General features: G+C 57.5%; 18 protein-coding genes. 8 read left to right on the top strand and 10 right to left on the bottom strand.

What is annotated here, in order from left to right; genetic code table 11:
• Positions 1-5: 5 nt before the first annotated feature.
• A complete protein-coding gene (gene purL / locus GHN86_RS12325; protein WP_153386668.1) occupies positions 6-3,902 on the bottom strand; it encodes a phosphoribosylformylglycinamidine synthase in 3,897 nt (1,298 codons plus the stop codon).
• A gap of 285 nt (positions 3,903-4,187) precedes the next feature.
• Between purL and mltF the strand changes: the two genes are divergently transcribed.
• Positions 4,188-5,645 (top strand): membrane-bound lytic murein transglycosylase MltF, encoded by a 1,458-nt coding sequence (gene mltF, locus GHN86_RS12320; protein ID WP_153379725.1) that lies wholly within the window; start codon positions 4,188-4,190, stop codon positions 5,643-5,645.
• 161 nt (positions 5,646-5,806) lie between these two features.
• Here mltF and pdxJ read toward each other — a convergent pair whose 3' ends face one another.
• The 8 genes from pdxJ to lptF form a co-directional block, all read right to left on the bottom strand.
• Positions 5,807-6,550 carry a pyridoxine 5'-phosphate synthase gene (gene pdxJ, locus GHN86_RS12315; RefSeq protein ID WP_323369388.1) on the bottom strand — a complete coding sequence of 248 codons (744 nt, stop codon included), beginning with the start codon at positions 6,548-6,550 and terminating at the stop codon, positions 5,807-5,809.
• 50 nt (positions 6,551-6,600) lie between these two features.
• The gene (recO, locus tag GHN86_RS12310; RefSeq protein ID WP_153386666.1) at positions 6,601-7,290 is read right to left on the bottom strand and encodes a DNA repair protein RecO; all 690 of its coding nucleotides are present in this window, start codon (positions 7,288-7,290) and stop codon (positions 6,601-6,603) included.
• Positions 7,291-7,436: 146 nt separating this feature from the next.
• Entirely contained in the window at positions 7,437-8,339 is a 903-nt protein-coding gene (era, locus tag GHN86_RS12305; protein WP_153379730.1) for a GTPase Era, read from the bottom strand.
• Positions 8,332-9,021: a ribonuclease III gene (gene rnc, locus GHN86_RS12300; protein ID WP_122782497.1), complete on the bottom strand. Its 690-nt coding sequence runs from the start codon at positions 9,019-9,021 to the stop codon at positions 8,332-8,334. The genes era and rnc overlap by 8 nt, the downstream gene beginning before the upstream one ends.
• Before the next feature lie 261 nt (positions 9,022-9,282).
• The gene (gene lepB, locus GHN86_RS12295; protein ID WP_153379732.1) at positions 9,283-10,137 is read right to left on the bottom strand and encodes a signal peptidase I; all 855 of its coding nucleotides are present in this window, start codon (positions 10,135-10,137) and stop codon (positions 9,283-9,285) included.
• Positions 10,138-10,142: 5 nt separating this feature from the next.
• Complete coding sequence (lepA, locus tag GHN86_RS12290) at positions 10,143-11,942, bottom strand: translation elongation factor 4 (RefSeq protein WP_323369390.1); 1,800 nt, start codon at positions 11,940-11,942, stop codon at positions 10,143-10,145.
• 162 nt (positions 11,943-12,104) lie between these two features.
• Complete coding sequence (lptG, locus tag GHN86_RS12285; protein WP_122782500.1) at positions 12,105-13,166, bottom strand: LPS export ABC transporter permease LptG; 1,062 nt, start codon at positions 13,164-13,166, stop codon at positions 12,105-12,107.
• The gene (gene lptF / locus GHN86_RS12280; RefSeq protein WP_153379788.1) at positions 13,159-14,277 is read right to left on the bottom strand and encodes an LPS export ABC transporter permease LptF; all 1,119 of its coding nucleotides are present in this window, start codon (positions 14,275-14,277) and stop codon (positions 13,159-13,161) included. The genes lptG and lptF overlap by 8 nt, the downstream gene beginning before the upstream one ends.
• Before the next feature lie 318 nt (positions 14,278-14,595).
• Between lptF and GHN86_RS12275 the strand changes: the two genes are divergently transcribed.
• The 5 genes from GHN86_RS12275 to rlmF all read left to right on the top strand — a co-directional run bounded on the left by GHN86_RS12275 (position 14,596) and on the right by rlmF (position 21,153).
• Positions 14,596-16,086, top strand: coding sequence for a leucyl aminopeptidase (locus GHN86_RS12275; RefSeq protein ID WP_153379734.1), 1,491 nt, complete (start codon positions 14,596-14,598; stop codon positions 16,084-16,086).
• Between the two features lie 59 nt (positions 16,087-16,145).
• Positions 16,146-16,586 (top strand): DNA polymerase III subunit chi, encoded by a 441-nt coding sequence (locus GHN86_RS12270; protein ID WP_153379736.1) that lies wholly within the window; start codon positions 16,146-16,148, stop codon positions 16,584-16,586.
• Positions 16,587-16,593: 7 nt separating this feature from the next.
• Positions 16,594-16,968, top strand: a complete 375-nt coding sequence (locus GHN86_RS12265; RefSeq protein ID WP_153379738.1) for a DNA polymerase III subunit chi — start codon at positions 16,594-16,596, stop codon at positions 16,966-16,968.
• Positions 16,969-17,200: 232 nt separating this feature from the next.
• Positions 17,201-20,047, top strand: coding sequence for a valine--tRNA ligase (locus tag GHN86_RS12260; protein ID WP_153379740.1), 2,847 nt, complete (start codon positions 17,201-17,203; stop codon positions 20,045-20,047).
• An 89-nt stretch (positions 20,048-20,136) separates the two neighbouring features.
• Entirely contained in the window at positions 20,137-21,153 is a 1,017-nt protein-coding gene (gene rlmF / locus GHN86_RS12255; protein ID WP_153379742.1) for a 23S rRNA (adenine(1618)-N(6))-methyltransferase RlmF, read from the top strand.
• A gap of 235 nt (positions 21,154-21,388) precedes the next feature.
• Here the strand turns inward: rlmF and GHN86_RS12250 are convergent, their stop codons facing one another.
• On the bottom strand, positions 21,389-21,670 hold the full coding sequence (locus GHN86_RS12250) for an HU family DNA-binding protein (protein WP_122782507.1): 282 nt from the start codon (positions 21,668-21,670) through the stop codon (positions 21,389-21,391).
• 398 nt (positions 21,671-22,068) lie between these two features.
• Between GHN86_RS12250 and yejK the strand changes: the two genes are divergently transcribed.
• Together yejK and GHN86_RS12240 are read left to right on the top strand one after the other, a co-directional pair.
• Positions 22,069-23,073 (top strand): nucleoid-associated protein YejK, encoded by a 1,005-nt coding sequence (gene yejK / locus GHN86_RS12245; RefSeq protein ID WP_153379744.1) that lies wholly within the window; start codon positions 22,069-22,071, stop codon positions 23,071-23,073.
• On the top strand, positions 23,073-23,447 hold the full coding sequence (locus GHN86_RS12240) for a glutaredoxin family protein (protein WP_153379746.1): 375 nt from the start codon (positions 23,073-23,075) through the stop codon (positions 23,445-23,447). The genes yejK and GHN86_RS12240 overlap by 1 nt, the downstream gene beginning before the upstream one ends.
• Positions 23,448-23,494 lie beyond the last annotated feature (47 nt).

Below are 23,494 nucleotides of genomic sequence, written 5' to 3'. Positions count from 1 at the left end.
GGCTATTAATTCACCCAGGCACGGGCGTTACGGAACATGCGCATCCACGGAGCATCTTCGTTCCACTCCTCAGGACGCCACGAGTTCTGCACGGCGCGGAATACACGCTCCGGGTGCGGCATCATGATGGTCACACGGCCGTCACGGCTGGTGAGACCGGTAATCCCGCGCGGCGAACCGTTAGGGTTGGCCGGGTAGTTTTCTGTCACTTTGCCGTGGTTGTCGACGAAGCGCAGTGCCACTGAACCGGACAGATCCGCTTGCAGCATGGCTTCTTCGCTGGCGAACTCGGCATGACCTTCACCGTGGGCAATGGCGATTGGCATGCGCGAACCGGCCATGCCTTGCAGGAAGATCGAGTTCGATTCTTGCACTTGAACCATCGCTACACGGGCTTCGAACTGCTCGGAGCGGTTGCGCACAAAGTGTGGCCACAGCTCGCTGCCCGGAATCAGTTCGCTCAGGTTGGACATCATCTGGCAACCGTTGCACACACCCAGGGAGAAACTGTCGGTACGCTCGAAGAAGCTCTGGAACGCATCACGTGCCCGGGTGTTGAACAAGGCCGACTTGGCCCAGCCTTCACCGGCCCCCAGTACGTCGCCGTAGGAGAAACCACCGCAGGCAACCAAACCTTTGAACTCGTTCAGGTCAACACGGCCTGCCAAAATGTCGCTCATGTGAACGTCGATGGCATTGAAACCGGCACGGTCGAACGCCGCCGCCATTTCAACCTGCCCGTTCACACCCTGCTCACGCAGCACCGCCACTTGAGGGCGAATGCCTTTCTTGATGTACGGCGCGCTGATGTTGTCATTGACGTCAAAGCCCAGCTTGACGGTCAGGCCCGGATTGTCTTCTTCCAGCAGCACATCGAACTCTTGATCTGCGCATTCGGCGTTATCACGCAGACGCTGGATCTGGTAGCTGGTCTCGGCCCACTGACGCTGCAAGGCGCCGCGCTGACCTGCAAAAACGGTCTCACCGTTCAAGCTGATGTTGATTTCGCTGTTGTTCAACGGCTGGCCAATCACGGCTACGCACTCACCCAAACCGGCAACGCTGAACTGGGTCAACACATCCGGGGTTGCGTCATGACGCACTTGAATCACGGCACCCAGTTCTTCGTTGAACAGGATGGCCGGGATTTCACTGACGTTCTCGGTCAGGCAATCCAGGTTCAGGTTCAGACCGCAGTGACCGGCAAACGCCATTTCCATCACGCTGGTCAGCAAGCCACCGTCGGAACGGTCATGGTAGGCCAGCAGATGACCGTCAGCATTCAACCCCTGAATCACAGCGAAGAAGGCCTTGAGGTCTTCTGCATCGTCAACATCCGGAGCCTGCTTGCCCAACTTGCCATACGTCTGGGCCAGAATCGAAGCGCCCATGCGGTTTTGGCCACGGCCCAGGTCGATCAGGATCAGGTCGGTTTGACCTTTATCCATGCGCAGTTCCGGGGTCAGGGTCTGGCGAATATCGAGCACAGGCGAGAAGCCGGTGACGATCAACGACATCGGTGAAGTGACACTCTTTTCAGTGCCGTCTTCGTTCCAGCGGGTTTGCATCGACATCGAGTCTTTGCCCACAGGAATGGTGATGCCCAGTTCCGGGCACAGTTCCATGCCAACGGCTTTGACCGTGTCGTACAAACGGGCGTCTTCACCCGGATGACCGGCAGCGGACATCCAGTTGGCGGACATTTTAATGTCAGAAATCTTGCCAATGCGCGAAGCGGCGATGTTGGTCAGGGTTTCGCCAATGGCCATACGGCCCGAGGCCGGAGCATCCAGCAGCGCCAACGGCGTACGCTCGCCCATTGCCATGGCTTCACCGGTGTACACGTCAAAACTGGTCGCCGTCACGGCAACGTCAGCCACCGGCACCTGCCACGGGCCAACCATTTGATCGCGGGCCACGAGACCAGTGATGGTGCGGTCGCCAATGGTGATCAGGAAGCTTTTGCTGGCCACCGCCGGGTGATGCAGAACGCGCTCGACACATTCAGCGATGTTCAGCTCAGCCGGGTCGAAATCGTCGCCCAGCTCTTGCTCGCGAACGGCCGAACGGTGCATGCGTGGCGCCTTGCCCAGCAGTACTTCCAGCGGCATGTCGACCGGATTGTTACCGAAATGGCTGTCGGTTACGGTCAGTTGCGGCTCAGCCGTGGCTTCACCGACTACCGCATACGGGCAGCGCTCGCGCTCGCAGATGGCCTGGAAGCGGGCAAAATCTTCAACGCCCACGGCCAGCACGTAACGTTCCTGGGATTCGTTGCTCCAGATTTCGTGCGGGGCCATGCCCGGCTCGTCGTTTGGAATGTTGCGCAGTTCAAAGCGGCCACCGCGGTCGCCGTCATTGACCAGCTCCGGGAAGGCATTGGACAGGCCACCCGCGCCCACGTCGTGGATAAAGCTGATCGGGTTTTTGTCGCCCAACTGCCAGCAACGGTCGATAACTTCCTGACAGCGGCGCTCCATTTCCGGGTTTTCACGCTGTACCGAAGCGAAATCCAGGTCAGCCGAGCTTGCGCCGGTGGCCATGGAAGAAGCAGCACCGCCGCCCAGACCGATCAGCATGGCCGGGCCGCCCAGTACGATCAGCTTGGAGCCCACAGTAATTTCGGCTTTCTGGACGTGTTCGGCGCGGATGTTGCCCATACCGCCCGCCAACATGATCGGCTTGTGGTAACCGCGCACTTCATCACCGTGCGGCGTGGTGATGGACTGCTCAAACGTACGGAAGTAGCCGGTCAGCGCAGGACGACCGAATTCGTTGTTGAATGCAGCGCCGCCCAGTGGGCCTTCGATCATGATGTCCAGCGCAGTCACGATGCGCTCAGGCTTGCCGTAAGGTACTTCCCACGGCTGTTCGAAGCCCGGAATTTGCAGGTTGGACACGGTAAAACCGGTCAGACCCGCCTTTGGCTTGGCGCCACGACCGGTTGCGCCCTCGTCGCGAATCTCGCCGCCCGAACCTGTCGCTGCACCCGGAAACGGGGCAATGGCGGTCGGGTGGTTGTGCGTCTCGACTTTCATCAGGATATGCACGGGTTCTTGCACCGCACCGTACTGGCGGGTATCCGGGTTGGGGAAGAAACGCCCCGCTACACTGCCGACAATCACCGAGGCGTTGTCTTTATAAGCCGACAGAACGCCTTCACTGTGCATCACGTAGGTGTTCTTGATCATGCCAAACAGGCTTTTTTCCTGACTTTGACCGTCAATGTCCCAACTGGCGTTGAAGATCTTGTGGCGGCAATGCTCGGAGTTGGCCTGGGCAAACATCATCAGTTCGATGTCGTGAGGATTACGACCCAAACCGTTGAAGGCAGTGACCAGATAGTCGATTTCGTCTTCTGCCAAAGCCAGGCCCAGCTCGACGTTGGCTTTTTCCAGCGCGGCGCGCCCGCCACCCAACACATCAATGGCGGTCAGCGGTTTCGGTTCGGCATGGCTGAACAGACCGCCAGCCTGCTCAAGATTGCCCAACACGATTTGCGTCATGCGGTCATGCAGTGCGCTTGCTATCAGCTCGGCTTCAGCCTCGCTGAATTGACCCGCCACATAGAAAGCAATACCACGTTCCAGGCGCTGGATTTTCGCCAGACCACAGTTACGGGCAATGTCGCTGGCCTTACTCGACCAAGGGGAAATAGTGCCAAACCGCGGTAACACCAGAAACAGCCGACCGTTTGGCTCTTGAACCGGCACACTTGGGCCGTACTTCAAAAGACGAGCCAGGACCTGTTGTTCATCGCTGGTCAGTTCACCGGTGACATCGGCAAAGTGGGCGAATTCAGCATACAAACCAGTAACAGACGGAACCTTTAGGTTCAGTTGTGCAAGCAGTTTGCTGTGGCGAAAGGCAGAAAGGGCAGGAGCGCCGCGCAGGATCAACATCTTCGGGACAGCCTCGGGAGGGGTATGCTTTGAGGCCCGGCATTCTAGCGTAAACCATCGCCAACGGCACCCGAAACGGCACAGCTGACGCACACCGGGCGTCACTAACCGACCAAGGCCTTATTCTTTATGGCTATCAGAGCTCTCCGGCATGGAGTATTCAGCTCTTTAAAGCCGAGCTTCACCCCCATTACACGGGGGTTTGGGCTGTTTCCCCGGTTATTATCAGAATGACCACACATTGTCGAGATATGGCACCCGCGCTGCTTTGCGTATACTGCGCGAATGTTTTCTCTAACCGAAATCCGCCCGCGCTGCGCCAAATGGCTAATCGCAACCGGACTCTTCCTGATGCTCGGTGCCTGCGTTGAAAAACCCAGCACCCTTGAGCGCATAAAGGAGGACGGGGTACTGCGGGTCATTACCCGTAACAGCCCGGCCACTTATTTTGAAGACCGCAACGGCGAAACCGGCTTTGAATATGAGCTGGTAAAGCGCTTTGCCGATGATCTGGGCGTCGAACTCAAGATCGAAACAGCTGACAACCTGGACGACATGTTCACCAAACTGGGCCAACCTGACGGCCCGGCTCTGGCTGCTGCCGGACTGGTCAGCAGCGAGAAACGCCTGCAGCAAGCCAAGTTCTCCCATCCTTACCTCGAAGTCACCCCGCAAATCATCTATCGCAACGGTCAGTCGCGCCCCACCTCGGCGGCAGACCTTGTGGGCAAACGCATCACTGTCCTTAAAGGCAGCTCCCACGCAGAGCAGCTCGCTGAGCTCAAAAAGCAGTATCCGGGTATCGATTATGAAGAGTCCGACGCGGTTGAAGTCGTCGACTTGCTGCGCATGGTCGATGAAGGCCAGATTGACCTGACGCTGGTCGACTCCAACGAAGTGGCGATGAATCAGGTGTACTTTCCCAATGTGCGAGTGGCATTTGACCTGGGTGATGCCCGCAGCCAGCGTTGGGCGGTGATGGCCGGCGAAGACAACAGCCTGCTGAACGAGATCAACACCTACCTCGACAAGGTTCAGAAAAATGGCACCCTCCAGCGTTTGAAGGATCGCTACTACGGGCACGTGGACGTGCTGGGCTACGTGGGCGCTTACACCTTCGCCCAGCACCTGCAAGAGCGTCTGCCCAAGTACGAAAAATTCTTCAAGGAAGCGGCTAAAAAGGAACAGATTGACTGGCGCTTGTTAGCTGCCATGGGCTACCAGGAGTCCTTGTGGCAACCTGCTGTCACCTCTAAAACGGGCGTTCGCGGCCTGATGATGCTGACCCAGAACACCGCGCAAGCCATGGGGGTGTCCAACCGGCTGGACGCCAAACAAAGCATCATGGGCGGGGCTAAATACATCGCTCAGATCAAGAGCGAGCTCGATGACGACATCGAAGAGCCGGACCGTACCTGGTTTGCGCTGGCGGCTTATAACGTAGGCGGCGGGCATCTTGACGACGCGCGCAAGCTGGCCAAAAAAGAAGGCCTGAACCCGAACAAGTGGCTGGATGTGAAAAAAATGCTGCCTCGCCTTGCGCAGAAGCAGTGGTACAGCAAAACCCGCTATGGCTACGCCCGTGGCGGTGAGCCGGTGCACTTTGTGGCCAACATCCGTCGTTACTACGACATTCTGACGTGGGCCACACAGCCGCAACTTGAAGGTGATGAAGTCACCGAAGGCAAGCTGCACATTCCCGGCATCGACAAAACCAAGCCGAAAGAAGAGCCGCAGCTGTAGATTCAACACAACCCCGTAGCAGCTGCCGCAGGCTGCGTTCGATTGCGCAGCGATCGTAAATCAGAGTTTTGGGAGTGCCTGACAGATCCCACTCGCTGATTTTACGCGGGCTACGCCCACGGACGCAGCCTTCGGCAGCTGCTACGGGAGTTGGGCGACTTTCAAGCTTTTGCCGCTGCCTGTATCAGCGCTTTCATCTCGGCCACTGCCGATTTGAAACCCACGAACAAGGCGTGCGCGACCAGAGCATGACCAATGTTCAGCTCATTGATGCCCTTGATCGCCGCTACCGCTTCGACGTTGTGGTAATGCAGGCCGTGACCGGCATTCACGATTAACCCCTGAGCCAGACCACAGGCCACGCCCTCTGCTACTCGCTGTAACTCTTCAGCCACTTCAGTCGGCGTCTGCGCATCGGCATAGCGACCGGTGTGCAGTTCAATCGCCGGAGCACCTACGCGCCGGGACGCTTCGATCTGGCGCTCGTCAGCATCAATAAACAGCGACACCTCACAGCCAATTTTCGCTAACCGCTCAACAGCGGCCTTGATGCGTGCTTCTTGACCCGCCACATCCAGACCGCCTTCGGTGGTGAGTTCCTGACGGGTTTCGGGCACCAGGCAGATGTGCGCCGGGCGAATATGCTCGGCAAACACCATCATTTCTTCAGTCACGCCCATTTCGAAGTTCATGCGGGTTTGCAGCACATCCTTGAGCAGCAGCACGTCGCGCTCCTGGATATGACGACGATCCTCGCGCAGATGCACGGTGATACCGTCAGCGCCCGCCTCTTCGGCATCCAGCGCGGCCTTGACCGGGTCAGGGTAACGCGTGCCCCGTGCCTGACGCAGTGTGGCAACGTGATCGATATTGACGCCGAGAAGTATGCGGTTGCTTGTGGTCACAGAGGCTCTCCTGAAGAGCTGAAGATTCGGCGCACAGCATACCGATCTATTCAGGGCTTGCGAAACAACTCACGACTGGCCAACGGCTTGCCTGCCAGATGGACCGCCAAAGCCTGACGCATCAAGCGTTTGGCCGCCGATAACGCGCCTGGTACGGCCCAATCGGTTTGAGCCATTGCATGCAGCTCGGCACCATGAAACAACCCCGGCTGGATCAAGTAAATACGCTCAAGGCCGGCATCCACTTGCAAGCGGTACATGCCGTCAATGGCCACCGGCTCACCATGAATGTCCTGTGTCAAAGAGAAGCCGTAACCAATATCGTCCAGCAGCCGCCATTCAAAAGCACGCAACAACGGTTCCAGCGCCCGCCCTTCGGCCAGCGCCAGCAATGTGGCGGCGTAGTGATCGAACAGACCGGGATGGGGATCTTCGGCGGGCAACAGGCGAATCAATAGCTCGTTGAGATACAACCCGCTGAAGAGCGCCTCGCCATTGAGCCAGGTTGAGATGCCAGCACTTTCCATACGGCCCACGTTTTTCAGCTCACCCCGGCCGCGAAATTCGATTTCGAGCGGGACAAAAGGCCGAGCCAACGTCCCCGCTTTGCCACGCGCACTGCGCAACACTGCACGCAGCCGACCTTGAGGCGTGATGAAATCCACAAGCGCGCTGGTTTCACGGTATGGGCGACTGTGCAGAACGTAGGCGAGCTGTGCGATGGGGGGATTACTGGACATGGCGGGCATGCATCTCTTGAAGCTAAAAACACCCTCACCCTAGCCCTCTCCCGGAGGGAGAGGGCACTGACCGCATGCGGATTCGAAAACACCGACATTCGGCCCCCTCTCCCTCCGGGAGAGGGTTGGGGTGAGGGGCTGCGGGTTTACAGGTCGCCGTAACCCAGTGAACGCAGGGCGCGCTCATCGTCAGACCAGCCGCCTTTCACTTTCACCCACAGATTGAGCATGATCTTGGAGTCGAACAGCAGCTCCATATCCTTGCGCGCTTCGGTACCGATACGCTTGATACGCTCGCCCTTGTCGCCAATGATGATTTTCTTCTGACCATCACGCTCCACCAGAATCAGTGCGTGAATGTGCAGGGTTTTACCTTGCTGCTTGAATTCTTCGATCTCGACCGTGATCTGATACGGCAGCTCGGCACCCATTTGGCGCATGATCTTTTCGCGTACCAGCTCAGCGGCCAGAAAACGGCTGCTGCGGTCGGTGATCTGATCTTCCGGGAAGAAGTGCTCGTTTTCCGGCAAGTGATCAGCAATCACGCGCTCAAGCGCATCAAGGTTGTGACCGTGCTGTGCAGAAATCGGGATGATCTGGGCATTCGGCAGTTGCTCCTGAAGCCAGCTCAGGTGCGGCATCAGCTCAGCCTTGTCTTCAATACGGTCGGTCTTGTTCAGCGCAACGATCAACGGCCCGGTCACGTATTGAACGCGCTCCAGCACCATCTGGTCTTCGTCGGTCCACTTGGTGCGGTCAACAACGAAGATCACCACGTCCACGTCTTTCAACGCCGCCGACGCGGTTTTGTTCATGTAGCGGTTCAGGGCCTTTTCGCCGCCTTTGTGCATACCGGGGGTATCCACGTACACCGCTTGCACATTGCCTTCGGTCTTGATGCCCAGCATGTTGTGGCGGGTGGTCTGAGGCTTGCGCGAAGTAATCGCCAGCTTTTGACCGAGGATATGGTTCAGCAGTGTGGATTTACCCACGTTTGGTCGACCAACAATGGCGACATAGCCACAGCGTGTTGCAGTTGTATCATTCATGGCCATTCTCCACGCCAAGGGCAATCAATGCTGCGGCGGCCGCTACCTGTTCGGCAATACGACGACTCACACCCTGACCTCGGCTTTTTTCATTCAATAGGGCAATTTCGCATTCAACGAAGAAGATGCGGCAATGCGGTTCGCCCTGGATATCTACCACTTCATAACGTGGCAGCTCACAGGCACGCGACTGCAAGAACTCCTGCAGACGGGTCTTTGGATCTTTGTTGGTGTCGACCAGTGTCAAGGTCTCGAATTCGCTGGCCAGCCACGCCAATACCCGATCACGGGCAGCTTCCATGCCCGCGTCCAGATAGATGGCGCCGATCAACGCTTCAAGGGCGTCGGCCAAAATCGATTCACGACGAAAACCACCGCTCTTGAGCTCGCCCGAACCCAGACGCAAGTACTCGCCCAACTCGAAACCACGGGCCAGGACCGCCAGGGTTTCGCCTTTGACCAGACGGGCACGCAGACGCGACAGCTGGCCTTCACGGGCCAACGGGAAGCGGTCAAACAAGGCCTCGCCGGCAACAAAATTGAGGATGGCATCACCCAGGAATTCGAGACGCTCGTTATTGCGCCCCGCAAAACTGCGGTGTGTCAGGGCCAGAACCATCAGTTCCTGGTCTTTGAAGGTGTAACCGAGCTGACGCTCTAAACGACTTAATGGAAAACTCACGATTTACCCACGCTGAGTTCGTGGCCGAATGTCACCACCGGACCGATATAAGGGATCAGTGATGCTCTCTTATCGCATAGCAAATGGACCGGGAACCGGCAGTTCGCCGCCGTCACACTTAACGCTTTGTTCAAATCCACATCCTGAATACAGTTGATCGCCCGCCGCAAACGGCACGGCGATCTTGAGAGCCGACTGATCTGCGAACGTATTCGTTCGCCTGAAAAGCAGTCGGCGCTGTTATTAACAGCGCCGTCTTGGCTACTTGATCAGACCAACCCGCGACAAACTCGGCAGGTTGCTCATTTTAGGTTCTGGCCAGCTCATCCAGACAGCGAAGGCCTTGCCGACGATATTTTCGTCAGGAACCATGCCCAACTCATTCTTGGGAATGTTTGGATCGTCCCAATAACGGCTGTCGTTCGAGTTATCGCGGTTGTCGCCCATCATAAAGTAGTGCCCGGCCGGAACCGTCCACTCCTTGCCAGGTGGCGCACGATAGCGGCTCATTTCCTTGCGGATCATGTGCTCGACTTCGCCCAGTTTCTCTTTGTACAGCGCTGCACTGCCCAATGTTCCGGGCTCATTACCCACCAGTTGCTCGGCAACCAGCTGGTCGTTGATGTACAGCTTTTTGTCACTGGTGTAACGAATCTTGTCGCCCGGCAGGCCGACTACACGCTTGATGTAGTTGACGGTCGGATCGCTTGGGTAGCGGAACACCATCACATCGCCGCGTTGCGGATCACCCACCTCGATGATTTTCTTGTCGATCACCGGCAAGCGGATACCGTAAGAAAACTTGTTCACCAAAATGAAGTCGCCCACATCCAGAGTCGGTTTCATCGAGCCGGACGGAATCTGGAACGGCTCAACCAGAAACGAACGCAGCACCAGCACGATGAACAACACCGGGAAGAACGACTTGCCGTATTCAACCAGCAACGGTTCCTTGTTGAGCTTCTCGATAACCTGCGCATCAGCCGGCTTGACGCTGGCTTGATACTGGGCGATGGCCTTACGCCGGCGAGGTGCCAGGAAGACCAGATCGAGCAGCGCCAGCAAACCGCAGACGGCAACAGCAATGACCAGCAACAGCGGGAAATTTAGTGACATAGGACCTAGCTATCCAACCTGAGCACTGCAAGGAAGGCTTCTTGTGGAATCTCCACGTTACCCACTTGCTTCATGCGTTTTTTACCGGCTTTCTGCTTTTCCAACAGCTTGCGCTTACGGCTAACGTCACCACCGTAGCATTTGGCCAGTACGTTTTTTCTGAGCGCTTTAACAGACGAGCGCGCAATGATTTGGCCACCAATTGCAGCCTGAATTGCTACATCGAACATCTGACGCGGAATCAGCTCTTTCATTTTCTCGGTCAGCGCGCGCCCTTTGTAATGAGCGTTGTCGCGGTGAACGATCAGTGCCAGGGCGTCAACTTTCTCGCCGTTGATCAATACATCGAGCTTGACCAGATTCGCCGACTGATAACGGTCGAAGTGGTAATCCAGCGAAGCATAGCCGCGACTGGTGGATTTGAGACGGTCAAAGAAGTCCAGAACCACTTCGTTCATCGGCAAATCGTAAGTCACTTGCACTTGCGTGCCGAGGAACAGCATGTCGTGCTGAACACCGCGCTTCTCAATACACAGGGTAATGACGTTACCCAAGTGCTCTTGAGGCACAAGAATATTGGCGCGCACGATCGGCTCGCGAATGTCTTCAATGGACGACACATCCGGAAGCTTGGACGGGTTATCCACGTAAATCGTTTCGCCGGATTTGAGCAACAGCTCAAAAATAACGGTCGGTGCGGTGGTGATCAGGTCCAGGTCGTACTCGCGCTCAAGGCGCTCCTGAATGATCTCCATGTGCAGCATGCCCAGGAACCCGCAGCGGAAGCCGAAGCCCAGTGCGTCGGAGCTTTCCGGGGTGTATTGCAGCGACGAATCGTTCAGCGTGAGCTTTTGCAGCGCTTCACGGAAATCTTCGAAGTCGTCGGAGCTGACCGGGAACAGACCGGCATACACCTGCGGCTGAATGCGTTTAAAGCCCGGCAGAACGTCAACATCAGGGGTGCTGCTCAAGGTCAGGGTGTCGCCCACTGGCGCGCCGTGAATGTCCTTGATGCCCGCAATGATAAAGCCCACTTCACCGGCTTTGAGGTCAACGGTCGCTGTGTGCTTGGGGTTGAAAACACCCACGCTGTCGACCAGATGCACCTTGCCGGTGGATTTGACCAGAATCTTGTCGCCCTTTTTCACGCGGCCGTGGCGCACGCGAACCAGAGACACAACGCCCAGGTAGTTATCGAACCAGGAATCGATGATCAACGCTTGCAGCGGATCTTCGTAGTTGCCGGTCGGGGCCGGGATGGTGTGTACCAGACGTTCGAGCACTTCGTCGACGCCAAGGCCGGTTTTGGCACTGCACGTCACGGCATCAGTGGCATCGATGCCGATGATTTTTTCGATTTCGTCTTTTACACGATCAGGATCGGCCTGCGGCAGGTCGATCTTGTTCAGTACCGGCATGACCTCAAGGCCCTGCTCGATAGCGGTGTAGCAGTTGGCTACGGACTGGGCTTCAACGCCCTGCCCCGCATCCACCACCAGCAACGCACCTTCACACGCCGCCAGCGACCGGCTGACTTCGTAAGTGAAGTCAACGTGGCCCGGGGTATCGATGAAGTTCAACTGGTAGGTAATGCCGTCTTTGGCCGTGTAATACAAGGTAACGCTGTGGGCTTTGATGGTGATCCCGCGCTCACGCTCGAGGTCCATGGAGTCCAGCACCTGGGCTTCCATTTCACGGGCACTCAGCCCGCCACACATCTGGATGAAACGATCGGCCAGCGTCGACTTGCCATGGTCAATGTGGGCGATGATGGAGAAATTGCGGATATGACTCAAATCACTCACGGGTCAACACTCAAAAAAAGTCGCAGGCAGACTGCCCGCCGAAAAATAGCCGGGAATTGTACCTGATGATCGCGCCAAGCGTCACGTTCACTGGCCAACCGACACCGACAAAAAAGCCCCTACCGTGAGATAGAGGCTTTTGAGTGGCTCAATTACGGCGCATCAACCCGCTCGACGCAACAGCCACAGCCCCGCCAAGGCGCAGATAGCGGCCGGTAGCAGCACTGCAAACAATGGCGAGAAACCAAACACCAGACTGGAGGGGCCCAGCAAGTCCTGTGCGATCTTGAACGCAAAACCGACCAGCACCCCGGTAAATACTCGCTGGCCCAGTGTGACGGAGCGCAGCGGGCCGAAAATAAACGAGATCGCCATCAACACCAGTGCAGCCGTGACCAAGGGTTGCAACACCTTGACCCAGAATGCCAGCCAGTAACGACCGTTGTTCAGGCCTTGATCCTTGAGGTAGTGGATATAGCTCCACAGGCCGCTAATGGACAGGGCGTCAGGCGCCATGACCACGGTATTGAGCAACTGCGGGCTCAGCAGTACATCCCAACGCTCTGCGGGAACCTTGACGACTTCCGTGCTGCGATCATGGAAAACCGTGGTGGCAACGTCGGTCAACTGCCAGTGATCCTGATCGAACTGCGCTCTTTTGGCGAAGCTGGACGACAGCATGTGACGCTCTTTATCAAAGCGATAGCGAGTGACACCCAGCAGGACACCATTGGGTTGTACCGCGTTGATATGGATGAACTCATCGCCCTGGCGGTGCCACAAACCATGTTTGGAGCTTTGCGCATCACCGCCGCCCTGCGCCAGAGCGCGGTTGGCCTGCGCCATGGTTTCGGTAGCCGGTGCGACATACTCACCGATCAACAGACCGGCCACCATCAGCACCAGCATCGGCTTCATGACCGCCCAAACGATGCGACCGATGGAAACCCCGGCCGCCCGCATGATGGTCAATTCACTGTTGCTCGCCAGGCTACCCAAACCGATCAGGCAGCCGATCAAGGCTGCCATCGGCAGCATGTCGTACATGCGGCGCGGCGCCGTGAGCAGAACAAAACTCAGGACATCCATGACGGTGTACGTGTCACTGACGCTGCCCATTTCGTCGATGAACGCAAACAGCGTGGCCAGCCCCAAAATAATCCCCAGTACCGCCAGGATCGCCAACAACACACTTTTACCAATGTAGCGATCGAGCTTAACCACGGGCCATCTCCTTCACGCTACGACGACTCGCCAACTTCAAGCGTAACGGCTCCCAATACAACAGCCCCAGACCAATTGCCAGGAACAGAATATGCACCCACCACAAGCCCAGCACCGGTGATAACTTGCCTTTTTCAAGGGCGCCACGCGCCGAAATCAGCATGGTCAGGTAACCCATATACAACAGGATGGCTGGCAAAAGTTTAAGGAATCGACCCTGTCGTGGGTTCACCCGCGACAGCGGCACCGCGATCAAGGTCACGACAAACACCAGCAACGGCAAGGATATACGCCACTGCAATTCGGCTATGGCGCGCGGCTCGGGATTGCCGATCAGGTCCAGGGTCGGAATCGCATCGCGGTCAGTCACTTCATCACTGACGTCCGGCTTGGGCAGCAACACACCGTAGGTGTCGTATTGAATGGCGCGATAATCGGCCAGCCCCGGCTGCCCGTCATAGCGGTAACCGTTGTCCAGCACCAGCCAGCGACTGCCGTCCGGACGCACTTCCTGACGGCCTTTTTCAGCCACCAGCACCGAAATGCCACGGTCCTTGGCATCCTGACCGAGATTTTTCTGAGAGATGAACACGCCGGACAGATTGGTACGGTCGTTGGTCAGCTCTTCGGTGTAAGTCACTCGCGAACCGTCACTCAGGGACTGAAAACGCCCCGGCTCCAGCGTATCGAACTCAGTCAGCGCATCTTGCTTGTTAAGCAGTAACTGAAACTGATTGGCACCTTGCGGGGCCAGACTCAGGCTCAGCCATGCCACTACCAGCGCAACAAACGCTGCAGGCACCAACGTCATGCCCAGCAAACGCTGCTGGCTCATGCCGGTGGCCGACAAAACGGTCATCTCGCTTTCAAGGTACAACCGGCCATACGCCAGCAAAATACCCAAAAACAGGCCCAGCGGCAGGATCAGTTGCATGAAACCCGGCAGTCGGAACCCCATGATCAGGAACAACGAGCCAGGATCGAGCGCGCCGGAAGCAGCCTGAGCCAGGTATTTAATGAAGCGACCACTCATGATGATGACCAGCAGTACAGCACTGACTGCACTCAAGGTAACCATGACTTCGCGGGATAGATAACGGAAGACGATCAAACCAGACACTCCAGGGGTCGTCAGGCAAAGGCGGCCAAACAAACGGCATAACGAGTGGACACAGACTCAGACGATGAGCCTAGCCGTTAAAAAAGATGGCGCATTATCCTGTGAATGGGTGCGCCTGTCACTGCGCTTGCTCACCCAAGGCTTCAAAGCATGACAGACACGGCAATCGAGGGTTGTCAGGCTCTGCCGACGAGGTTCAAACTGCCCGCCTTGACGCCTGCCCGAACGGCAGGTGAAGCGCTTCATCTATATAAGCAAGCAAACACCTCGTTTGTGCGCACGTTGACCATTTGATTCAGGGACCCGGACATGGAACTGGTTGTAAAAAGCGTTAGCCCAGAAACGTTGAAAACGGCCACTCTAGTGGTCGCCATCGGTGAAGACCGCACACTCGGCAACACGGCCAAGGCCATTGACGAACTCACAGGCGGCGCCATCAGCGCCGTACTCAAGCGCGGCGACATCGCCGGCAAAACCGGTCAAACCCTGCTGCTGCACAGCCTGCCCGACCTCAAAGCCGAACGCGTGCTGTTGCTGGGTACGGGTAAAGATGCAGAGTTGGGTGATCGCCCGTTCCGCAAAATTGTCAGCAGCGCCCTTAACGTACTGAAAGGTCTGGGCGGCAGCGATGCCGTTCTGGCGCTGGACGAACTGGTCGTCAAGGGCCGCGACAGCTACGGCAAAACCCGTCTGCTGGCAGAAACACTGGTGGACGGCGAATACACCTTCGACCGTTTCAAAAGCCAGAAAGCCGAACCTCGCGCACTGAAAAAAATCACCCTGCTGACCATCAAGGCCGCGCAGGCTGAAGTGCAGCTGGCCGTCACCCATGCTCAGGCGATTGCTGCCGGCATGTCGTTCACCCGCGATCTGGGCAACCTGCCCCCGAACATCTGCCACCCGACCTTCCTGGCCGAACAGGCCAAGGATCTGGGCAAGGAATACAAAGGCCTGAAAGTCGACATCCTTGACGAGAAAAAGATCAAGGATCTGGGCATGGGCGCGTTCTATGCCGTGGGCCAGGGCAGCGACCAGCCGCCTCGCCTGATTGTCATGAACTACTCGGGCGGTAAAAAATCCGAGAAGCCTTACGTCCTGGTCGGCAAAGGCATCACCTTCGACACCGGCGGCATCAGCCTCAAGCCGGGCGCCGGCATGGACGAAATGAAGTACGACATGGGCGGGGCTGCCAGCGTATTCGGAACCCTGCGCGCTGTGCTTGAGCTGAAACTGCCGATCAACCTGGTGTGCATTCTGGCCTGCGCCGAAAACATGCCAAGCGGCGGCGCAGCCCGTCCGGGCGACATCGTGACAACCATGAGCGGTCAAACCGTCGAAATCCTCAACACCGACGCAGAAGGCCGTCTGGTGCTGTGCGATGCCCTGACCTACGCCGAACGTTTCAAGCCCCAAGCCGTTATCGACATTGCCACCTTGACCGGCGCCTGCATGGTCGCCCTGGGCGCTCATACGTCCGGCCTGATGGGCAACAACGACGAACTGATCGGCCAACTGCTCGAAGCCGGCAAACAAGCCGACGACCGCGCCTGGCAACTGCCGTTGTTCGACGAATATCAGGAGCAACTGGACAGCCCGTTTGCCGACATGGCCAACATTGGCGGCCCTAAAGCCGGTGCAATCACCGCAGGCTGCTTCCTGTCGCGTTTCGCCAAGGCCTATCACTGGGCTCACCTGGACATCGCTGGCACCGCATGGGTCAGCGGTGGCAAAGACAAGGGCGCCAGCGGCCGCCCGGTGCCTCTGCTGACCCAATACCTGCTGGACCGCGCCAACGCTTGACGCTGACAATCGAAGGCTGCGCGGCTTGATGGCCGCGCAGCCTCGGTTCAGGAATCGCAATGACCACTGAAACAACCAAAATCGACTTTTATATTCTTCCGAGCGCAGACACGTCGGCGCGACTGGATTTTGCCAGCAAGCTGACCGAGAAAGCCTGGCGTCTCGGGCATCGGGTCTACCTGCACTGTAGCGATGCTGCGCAACGTCAGGATCTGGATGATCGCTTGTGGCGCTTCAAGGGCGAGAGCTTTGTGCCCCACAGCAACCTCGAAGATGATCCGGATGGCGTGATCGTTATGGGCCTGGGTGATGCACCCGCCAGCCATCAGGATTTATTGATCAACCTGGACCTTAAAGTCCCTGAATTCTTCAACCGCTTTGCCCGTGTGGCCGAAGTCGTGGTCGAAGACCCTGTCGTGCGACTGGCGGCAAGGGAGAGTTTTCGCTTCTATCGCGAACAGGGCTATCCTCTGCAAGACCACAAGCTGCAACGACTCTGAGCACACGATGGACACCTCCAATTCACCGCAAAAAGCTGCACACCTGCTCGACGACCTTGAATCCATTCGCCAACTGCTGGGCGATGACGGCCTGCAACCGCCGTTGCTGACCGACATGGTGGGCGTTGAAGGGGCGCAGATCCCCTTGCTGTCTGAAGCCATCGACGACGAGAGCCAGATACCGCTGGACGGTATTGCACCGGCGCCCAAGCCGCAAAAACAGCCGGACGCCCTGCTCGTTCATCTGGACAACGAGCTGCGCACGGCGGCCGAGTCGATCATGCAGGACGTGATCAACGATTTCACGCCGCACATCGAAACCGAAATCAAACGCCGCCTTGAAGCGCACATGGAACGGTTGCTCGCGCAGCACCAAAGCTGAGCGGTTTTTCGTAGCAGCTGCCGAAGGCTGCGTCCGATTGCGAAGCGATCGCAACCCTGACAACGCTCACCAATTGACGGATTGCATTGCCTGATTTCACGACGACTGCGCCGCCGAACGCAGCCTGCGGCAGCTGCTACGCATTCGCGGCCGCGTACAACTCGCCCTTCGCGTCCCGCCCCGCTATACTTGCCGGCTTTCCTGAATTAATGCCAATAGGGTCCCGCCGCGCATGGATAAGACCTACCAGCCGCACGCCATTGAAACTTCCTGGTACAAAACCTGGGAAGAAGAGAATTATTTTGCCCCGCAAGGCGCGGGCGACCCGTACACCATCATGATTCCGCCGCCGAACGTCACCGGCAGCCTGCACATGGGTCACGGCTTCAACAACGCGATCATGGACGCCCTGATCCGTTTCCGCCGCATGCAGGGTCGCAACACCCTGTGGCAGCCGGGCACCGACCACGCGGGTATCGCCACCCAGATGCTGGTTGAGCGCCAAATCGAAGCTCAGGGTCTGAACCGTCATGATCTGGGCCGCGAGAAGTTCCTCGACAAGATCTGGGAATGGAAAGAGCAGTCCGGTGGCAATATCAGCCGTCAGATTCGTCGCCTCGGCTCGTCTGTAGACTGGAGCCGCGAGCGCTTCACCATGGACGACGGTCTGTCCGAAGCCGTGAAAGAAGCCTTTGTGCGCCTGCACGAAGACGGCCTGATCTACCGCGGCAAGCGTCTGGTCAACTGGGACACCAAGTTGCACACGGCCATCTCCGATCTTGAAGTGGAAAACCACGACGAGAAAGGTTTCCTGTGGAACCTGCGCTACCCACTGGCCGACGGCGCGAAAACCGCCGAGGGTCTGGATTATCTGGTTGTGGCCACCACCCGCCCGGAAACCATGCTCGGTGATGCCGCAGTCGCCGTAAACCCGGAAGACGAACGCTATAAAGCCCTGATCGGCAAGTTTGTCGAGTTGCCACTGGTTGGCCGCCGCATCCCGATCATCGCTGACGACTACTGCGACCCTGAATTCGGCACCGGCTGCGTGAAAATCACCCCGGCACACGATTTCAACGACTACGAAGTCGGCAAGCGTCACAACCTGCCTTTGCTGAATATCTTCGACAAGAACGCCAAAGTGCTGCCTGCAGCCCAAGTGTTCAACCTCGACGGCACGCTGAACGACGCCATCGACGGCACCTTGCCCGCCAAATACGCGGGGCTTGATCGCTTCGAGGCGCGCAAGCAAATCGTCGCAGACTTCGACGAAGCAGGCCTGTTGGTCAGCGTCGACGATCACGCCCTGAAAGTGCCAAAAGGCGATCGCTCGGGCACTATCATCGAGCCCTGGTTGACCGACCAGTGGTACGTGTCGACCAAGCCGTTGGCCGAGCCTGCCATTGCTGCCGTTGAAGACGGTCGCATTGCGTTTGTACCTAAACAGTACGAAAACATGTACTTCTCGTGGATGCGCGACATCCAGGACTGGTGCATCAGCCGTCAACTGTGGTGGGGCCACCGAATTCCGGCCTGGTACGACGAGTCGGGCAAGGTCTATGTGGGCCGCGATGAAGCCGAAGTGCGCGCCAAGAACAACCTGGGCCCGGACGTTGCGCTGCAACAGGACAACGACGTCCTCGACACCTGGTTCAGTTCGGGCCTGTGGACCTTCTCCACCCTGGGTTGGCCGGAAAAAACCGACGCGCTGAAAACCTTCCACTCCACTGACGTGCTGGTGACGGGCTTCGACATCATTTTCTTCTGGGTTGCCCGGATGATCATGCTCACCATGCACTTGGTGAAAAACGAAGACGGCACCCCGCAAGTTCCGTTCAAGACGGTGTATGTACACGGTCTGGTGCGTGACGGTCAGGGCCAGAAGATGTCCAAGTCCAAAGGCAACGTACTGGACCCGCTGGACATCATCGACGGCATTGAACTCGAAGACCTGGTGGCTAAACGCACCACGGGCCTGATGCAGCCAAAACTGCTGAAGAAAATCGAGAAGCAGACCCGCGACGAATTCGCTGACGGTATCGCCAGTTACGGCACCGATGCCCTGCGTTTCACTTTCTGCTCGCTGGCGTCCACCGGTCGCGACATCAAGTTCGACATGGGCCGTGTTGAAGGCTATCGCAACTTCTGCAACAAGATCTGGAACGCCGCACGCTACGTGCTGGACAAGGGCGAAGACTGCGGTCAAAACGGCGAAGCTTACGAGCTGTCGCTGGCCGATCGCTGGATCATCTCGCAGTTGCAACGCACCGAAGCCGAAGTGACCCGTCACCTCGACCAGTTCCGTTTTGACCTCGCGGCACAAGCCTTGTACGAGTTCATCTGGAACCAGTACTGCGACTGGTACCTGGAACTGTCCAAGCCTGTGTTGTGGGACGAGAATGCCCCGATTGAGCGTCAGCGCGGCACTCGCCGTACGCTGGTTCGGGTGCTGGAAGTGGCGTTGCGTCTGGCCCATCCGTTCATGCCGTTCATCACCGAAGAAATCTGGCAGCGCATCGCGCCGCTGGCCGGCGTTGAAGGCAAGACCATCATGCTGCAACCGTGGCCAGTACCGAACGAAGCGCGCATCGACCAGGCCGCCGAAGACGATATCGAATGGCTGAAGGGCCTGATGCTGGGTATTCGCAACATCCGTGGCGAAATGAACATCGGCCCGGGCAAGCCTTTGCAGATCTACCTGAAAAACGTCAGCAGCGAAGATCAGCGCCGTCTGACCGAGAACGATGCCTTGCTCAAAAAGCTGGCTAAACTCGAATCGATCACCGTGCTGCAAGACGGCGCCGAAGCACCGTTGTCGGCTACCGCACTGGTAGGCGAGATGGAAGTGCTGGTGCCCATGGCCGGCCTGATCGACAAAGATGCAGAGTTGGCGCGTCTGGACAAGGAAATCCAGCGTCTGAACGGCGAAGTGGCCCGCGTAGGTGGAAAACTCTCTAACGCCGCGTTCGTTGACAAAGCTCCGGCTGAAGTCATCGAAAAAGAACGAACCAAGTTGGCCGAAGCCGAACAAGCCTTGAGCAAATTGGCCGAACAGCACGCGCGGATTTCCAGCCTGTAATAAAGCTGCGCACCTGATCGCGGGCAAGCCCTTAGCTCTGAAAGGAACTAAGGACTTGCCCGCGATTGCTTTTGTGGAATGAATTGAACATGACAACCCCACGCACTTCCAAAGCCACACGCCACAAGCCCAAGGCTGCCAGCGACGCCAAACCGGCTGAGCCACGGGTCAAGCCAAGCCTGCACCCGCGCAACCGCCATCAGGGCCGTTACGACTTCCCGCAGTTGATTTCGGTCTGCCCTGAGCTGGCAGAGTTCGTCATCATCAATCCGTACGGCAAGGAAAGCATCGACTTCGCCAACCCGGACGCCGTGCGCGTATTCAACCGCGCGCTGCTCAAGGCGTTCTACGGTATCGCCCACTGGGACATTCCGGCCGACTACCTGTGCCCGCCTGTGCCCGGTCGCGCTGACTACGTGCACTTTCTGGCCGATCTGCTGGCCACCATGAACGATGGCGTCATCCCGCGTGGCCCGAGCGTGCGCGTACTGGACATCGGCATGGGTGCAAACTGCGTGTACCCTCTGATTGGCCACAGCGAATACCGCTGGCAGTTCCTGGGCACCGAAGTTGACCCTACTGCGGTTAAAGCGGCCAAGGCGATCGTGCAGTCCAACGGCTTGAACAAAGCCATCAGCCTGCGCCTGCAACCCGATCCGAAAAAGATCCTGCTGGATGTTCTGGACAGCGCTGAGCGTTTTGACCTGAGCATGTGCAACCCGCCGTTTCATGCCTCCATCGATGAAGCGACGCGCGGCAGCGAGCGTAAATGGCGCGCACTGGGCAAGGCTGATCCCAAGCGCAAACTGCCCGTTCTGAACTTTGGCGGTCAAGCGGCGGAGTTGTGGTGCGAAGGTGGCGAGCAGCGCTTTGTGACCCAACTGATTCGCGAAAGCGTGCAAGTGGGCCGTCAGGTGCTGTGGTTTAGCGTATTGGTGTCCAAGGCGTCCAACTTGCCGGCGATCCAGACGGCACTGAAAAAAGCCGGCGTGCGCGAAAGCCAAGTGGTCGACATGTCACAGGGCAACAAGCAAAGCCGCTTTGTGGCCTGGACATTCCACGACAAAGAACAGCAACAGCAGTGGCGCGAGAAGAACTGGAAGTAACAGTTTGAATGCCTAAACCCTCGTAGCAGCTGACGAGCTGCGCGAGGCTGCGTCCGGCGGCGAAGCCGTCGTAGATTAAGGTGCCACCGGTTTTTCAGGAAAACCGAGAATTCCGAATTTACGACGGCTTCGCCGCCGGACGCAGCCTCGTTCCTACGGCAGCTGCTACGGGAACAGCGGGCATAAAAAAGCCGCGCTTCGGAGCGATCCGAAACGCGGCTTTTTTACATCGGTCTTACTTGTTAACAGCGTCAGTCAGGCCTTTGGCCACAACGAGCTTGATAACTTTTTTGGCAGCGATTTCGATGGCAGCGCCAGTCGAAGGGTTACGGCCAGTACGGGCAGGACGCTCGGTCACTTTCAGTTTGCCAATACCTGGCAGAGTGATTTCGCCGCCATTTTCCAATTGATCAGCAACGATCTGAGCCAGTTGGTCCAGAGCGTTACGCGCGGTAGTTTTCGGCGCGTCGATAGCTTCAGCGATATCAGCGATCAGTTGGTCTTTAGTCATAGCCATTGAGATGGTCCTTCCCTATCAAATTCATTTGGTTTGCAGAGTGCAAAGTCAGCTATCGAGCCAGATCTCAGGGGTCTGGCACGCCCGTTGGCTTTCACGACGAATCGCGGATGTAGAGTGCTAAAACGGGGTTTGGTTCGACCTGACACTTGCTGAATGCATGCTTTGCGCCATTACACAGCGCAAGACCGGGCAAAACTAGCACAGAGACGGCTAAATATCCGCCTCTACCTAGCCATTTGGTCAGCTTTATCGCTCTAAATCAGTAAAAAAGCCCATCCGGGCGATGACTCCCCCCCTAAACCCGGCTGCAAAGGCTGCCCCGGCGCTCAGGTGGGTTACACTTGGCGCTTTTGCGGGGTGTGCGCCCTGCCCTCTCATTACTCACCGAGAAGCCCATGCCGATCCGTCATTGCATCGTCCATTTGATTGAAAAAAAACCCGACGGTACGCCCGCTGTTCTCCACGCCCGCGACTCTGAACTGGCCGAGTCCCAAGCCATCGAGAACATGCTCGCTGACCTCAACGAAAGCTATAACGCCAAACAAGGTAAAGCGTGGGGGTTTTTCCATGCTGAGTCTGGCGCGCACCCCTTCAGTGGCTGGCTCAAGGAGTATCTTGACGGCGGCACCGATTTCACCGCGTTCAGCCGCGTCGCCGTCGAGCATCTGCAAAAGCTGATGGAGGAATCCAACCTCTCAGTGGGCGGGCACGTTCTGTTTGCTCACTATCAGCAAGGCATGACTGATTATCTGGCCATTGCCTTGCTGCACCACAGCGACGGCGTGGCCGTGAACCAGGAACTGGATGTGACCCCCTCACGCCATCTGGACCTTGGCCAACTGCATCTGGCCGCACGCATCAATATTTCCGAGTGGCAAAACAACAAGCAGTCCAAGCAATACATTTCGTTCATCAAAGGTAAAAACGGCAAGAAGGTTTCGGAATACTTCCGCGACTTTATCGGCTGCCAGGAAGGTGTCGACGGCCCCGGTGAAACCCGAACACTGCTCAAGGCCTTCAGCGATTTTGTCGAGAGCGAAGACCTGCCGGAAGAGTCCGCCCGCGAGAAGACCAAAACGCTGGTTGATTACGCCAGCAGCCAGGCCAAGATCGGTGAACCGATGGGCCTCGAAGAATTGTCCGAGCTGATTGACGAAGAACGCCCCAAAGCCTTTTACGACCATATCCGCAACAAGGATTACGGCCTGTCGCCAGAAATTCCGGCTGACAAACGCACCCTTAACCAGTTCCGTCGCTTCACGGGTCGCGCTGAGGGCTTGTCCATCAGTTTTGAAGCGCACCTGCTGGGCTCCAAGATCGAGTTCGACGAAGAGGCTGGCACTTTGGTTATTAAAGGCCTGCCGACCCAACTGCTCGACCAGCTCAAGCGCAGCAAATAATGTTCAACGGGATTCTGAAGAAAGTCCTGTTTGTTCTGATCGTGGTGGTGGTGTTTCAGAACTGGGGCAAAATCCAGCGGGTCTTGAACCCTTCAGGTGTTGTATCCGAGCAAACCCGGGCCGACGCCCGGGTCGTGCTGTACGCCACTGAGTGGTGTGGCTACTGCAAGGCTACACGGCGCTTTCTGGACGAGAAAGGCATTCCGTTCAAAGAGTTTGATATCGACAAGGACGCAACCGCACGTGAGGCGTACGAGGCGCTGGGCGGACGCGGGATTCCGATTCTGGATGTCAACGGCACGTTGATCAGAGACTTCAAGCCAGAGGCGATAGAGGCGGCATTGAAGCCACCCTCAACAGCGCCCTCACCCTAACCCTCTCCCAGAGGGAGAGGGGACTAAAAGCAAAAGCAAAAGCAAAA

Origin of the sequence: Pseudomonas helleri (assembly GCF_009600315.1) — a bacterium.
Taxonomy (GTDB): Bacteria; Pseudomonadota; Gammaproteobacteria; order Pseudomonadales; family Pseudomonadaceae; genus Aquipseudomonas; species Aquipseudomonas helleri_A.
This window is presented reverse-complemented; position numbering and strand designations above follow the sequence as displayed.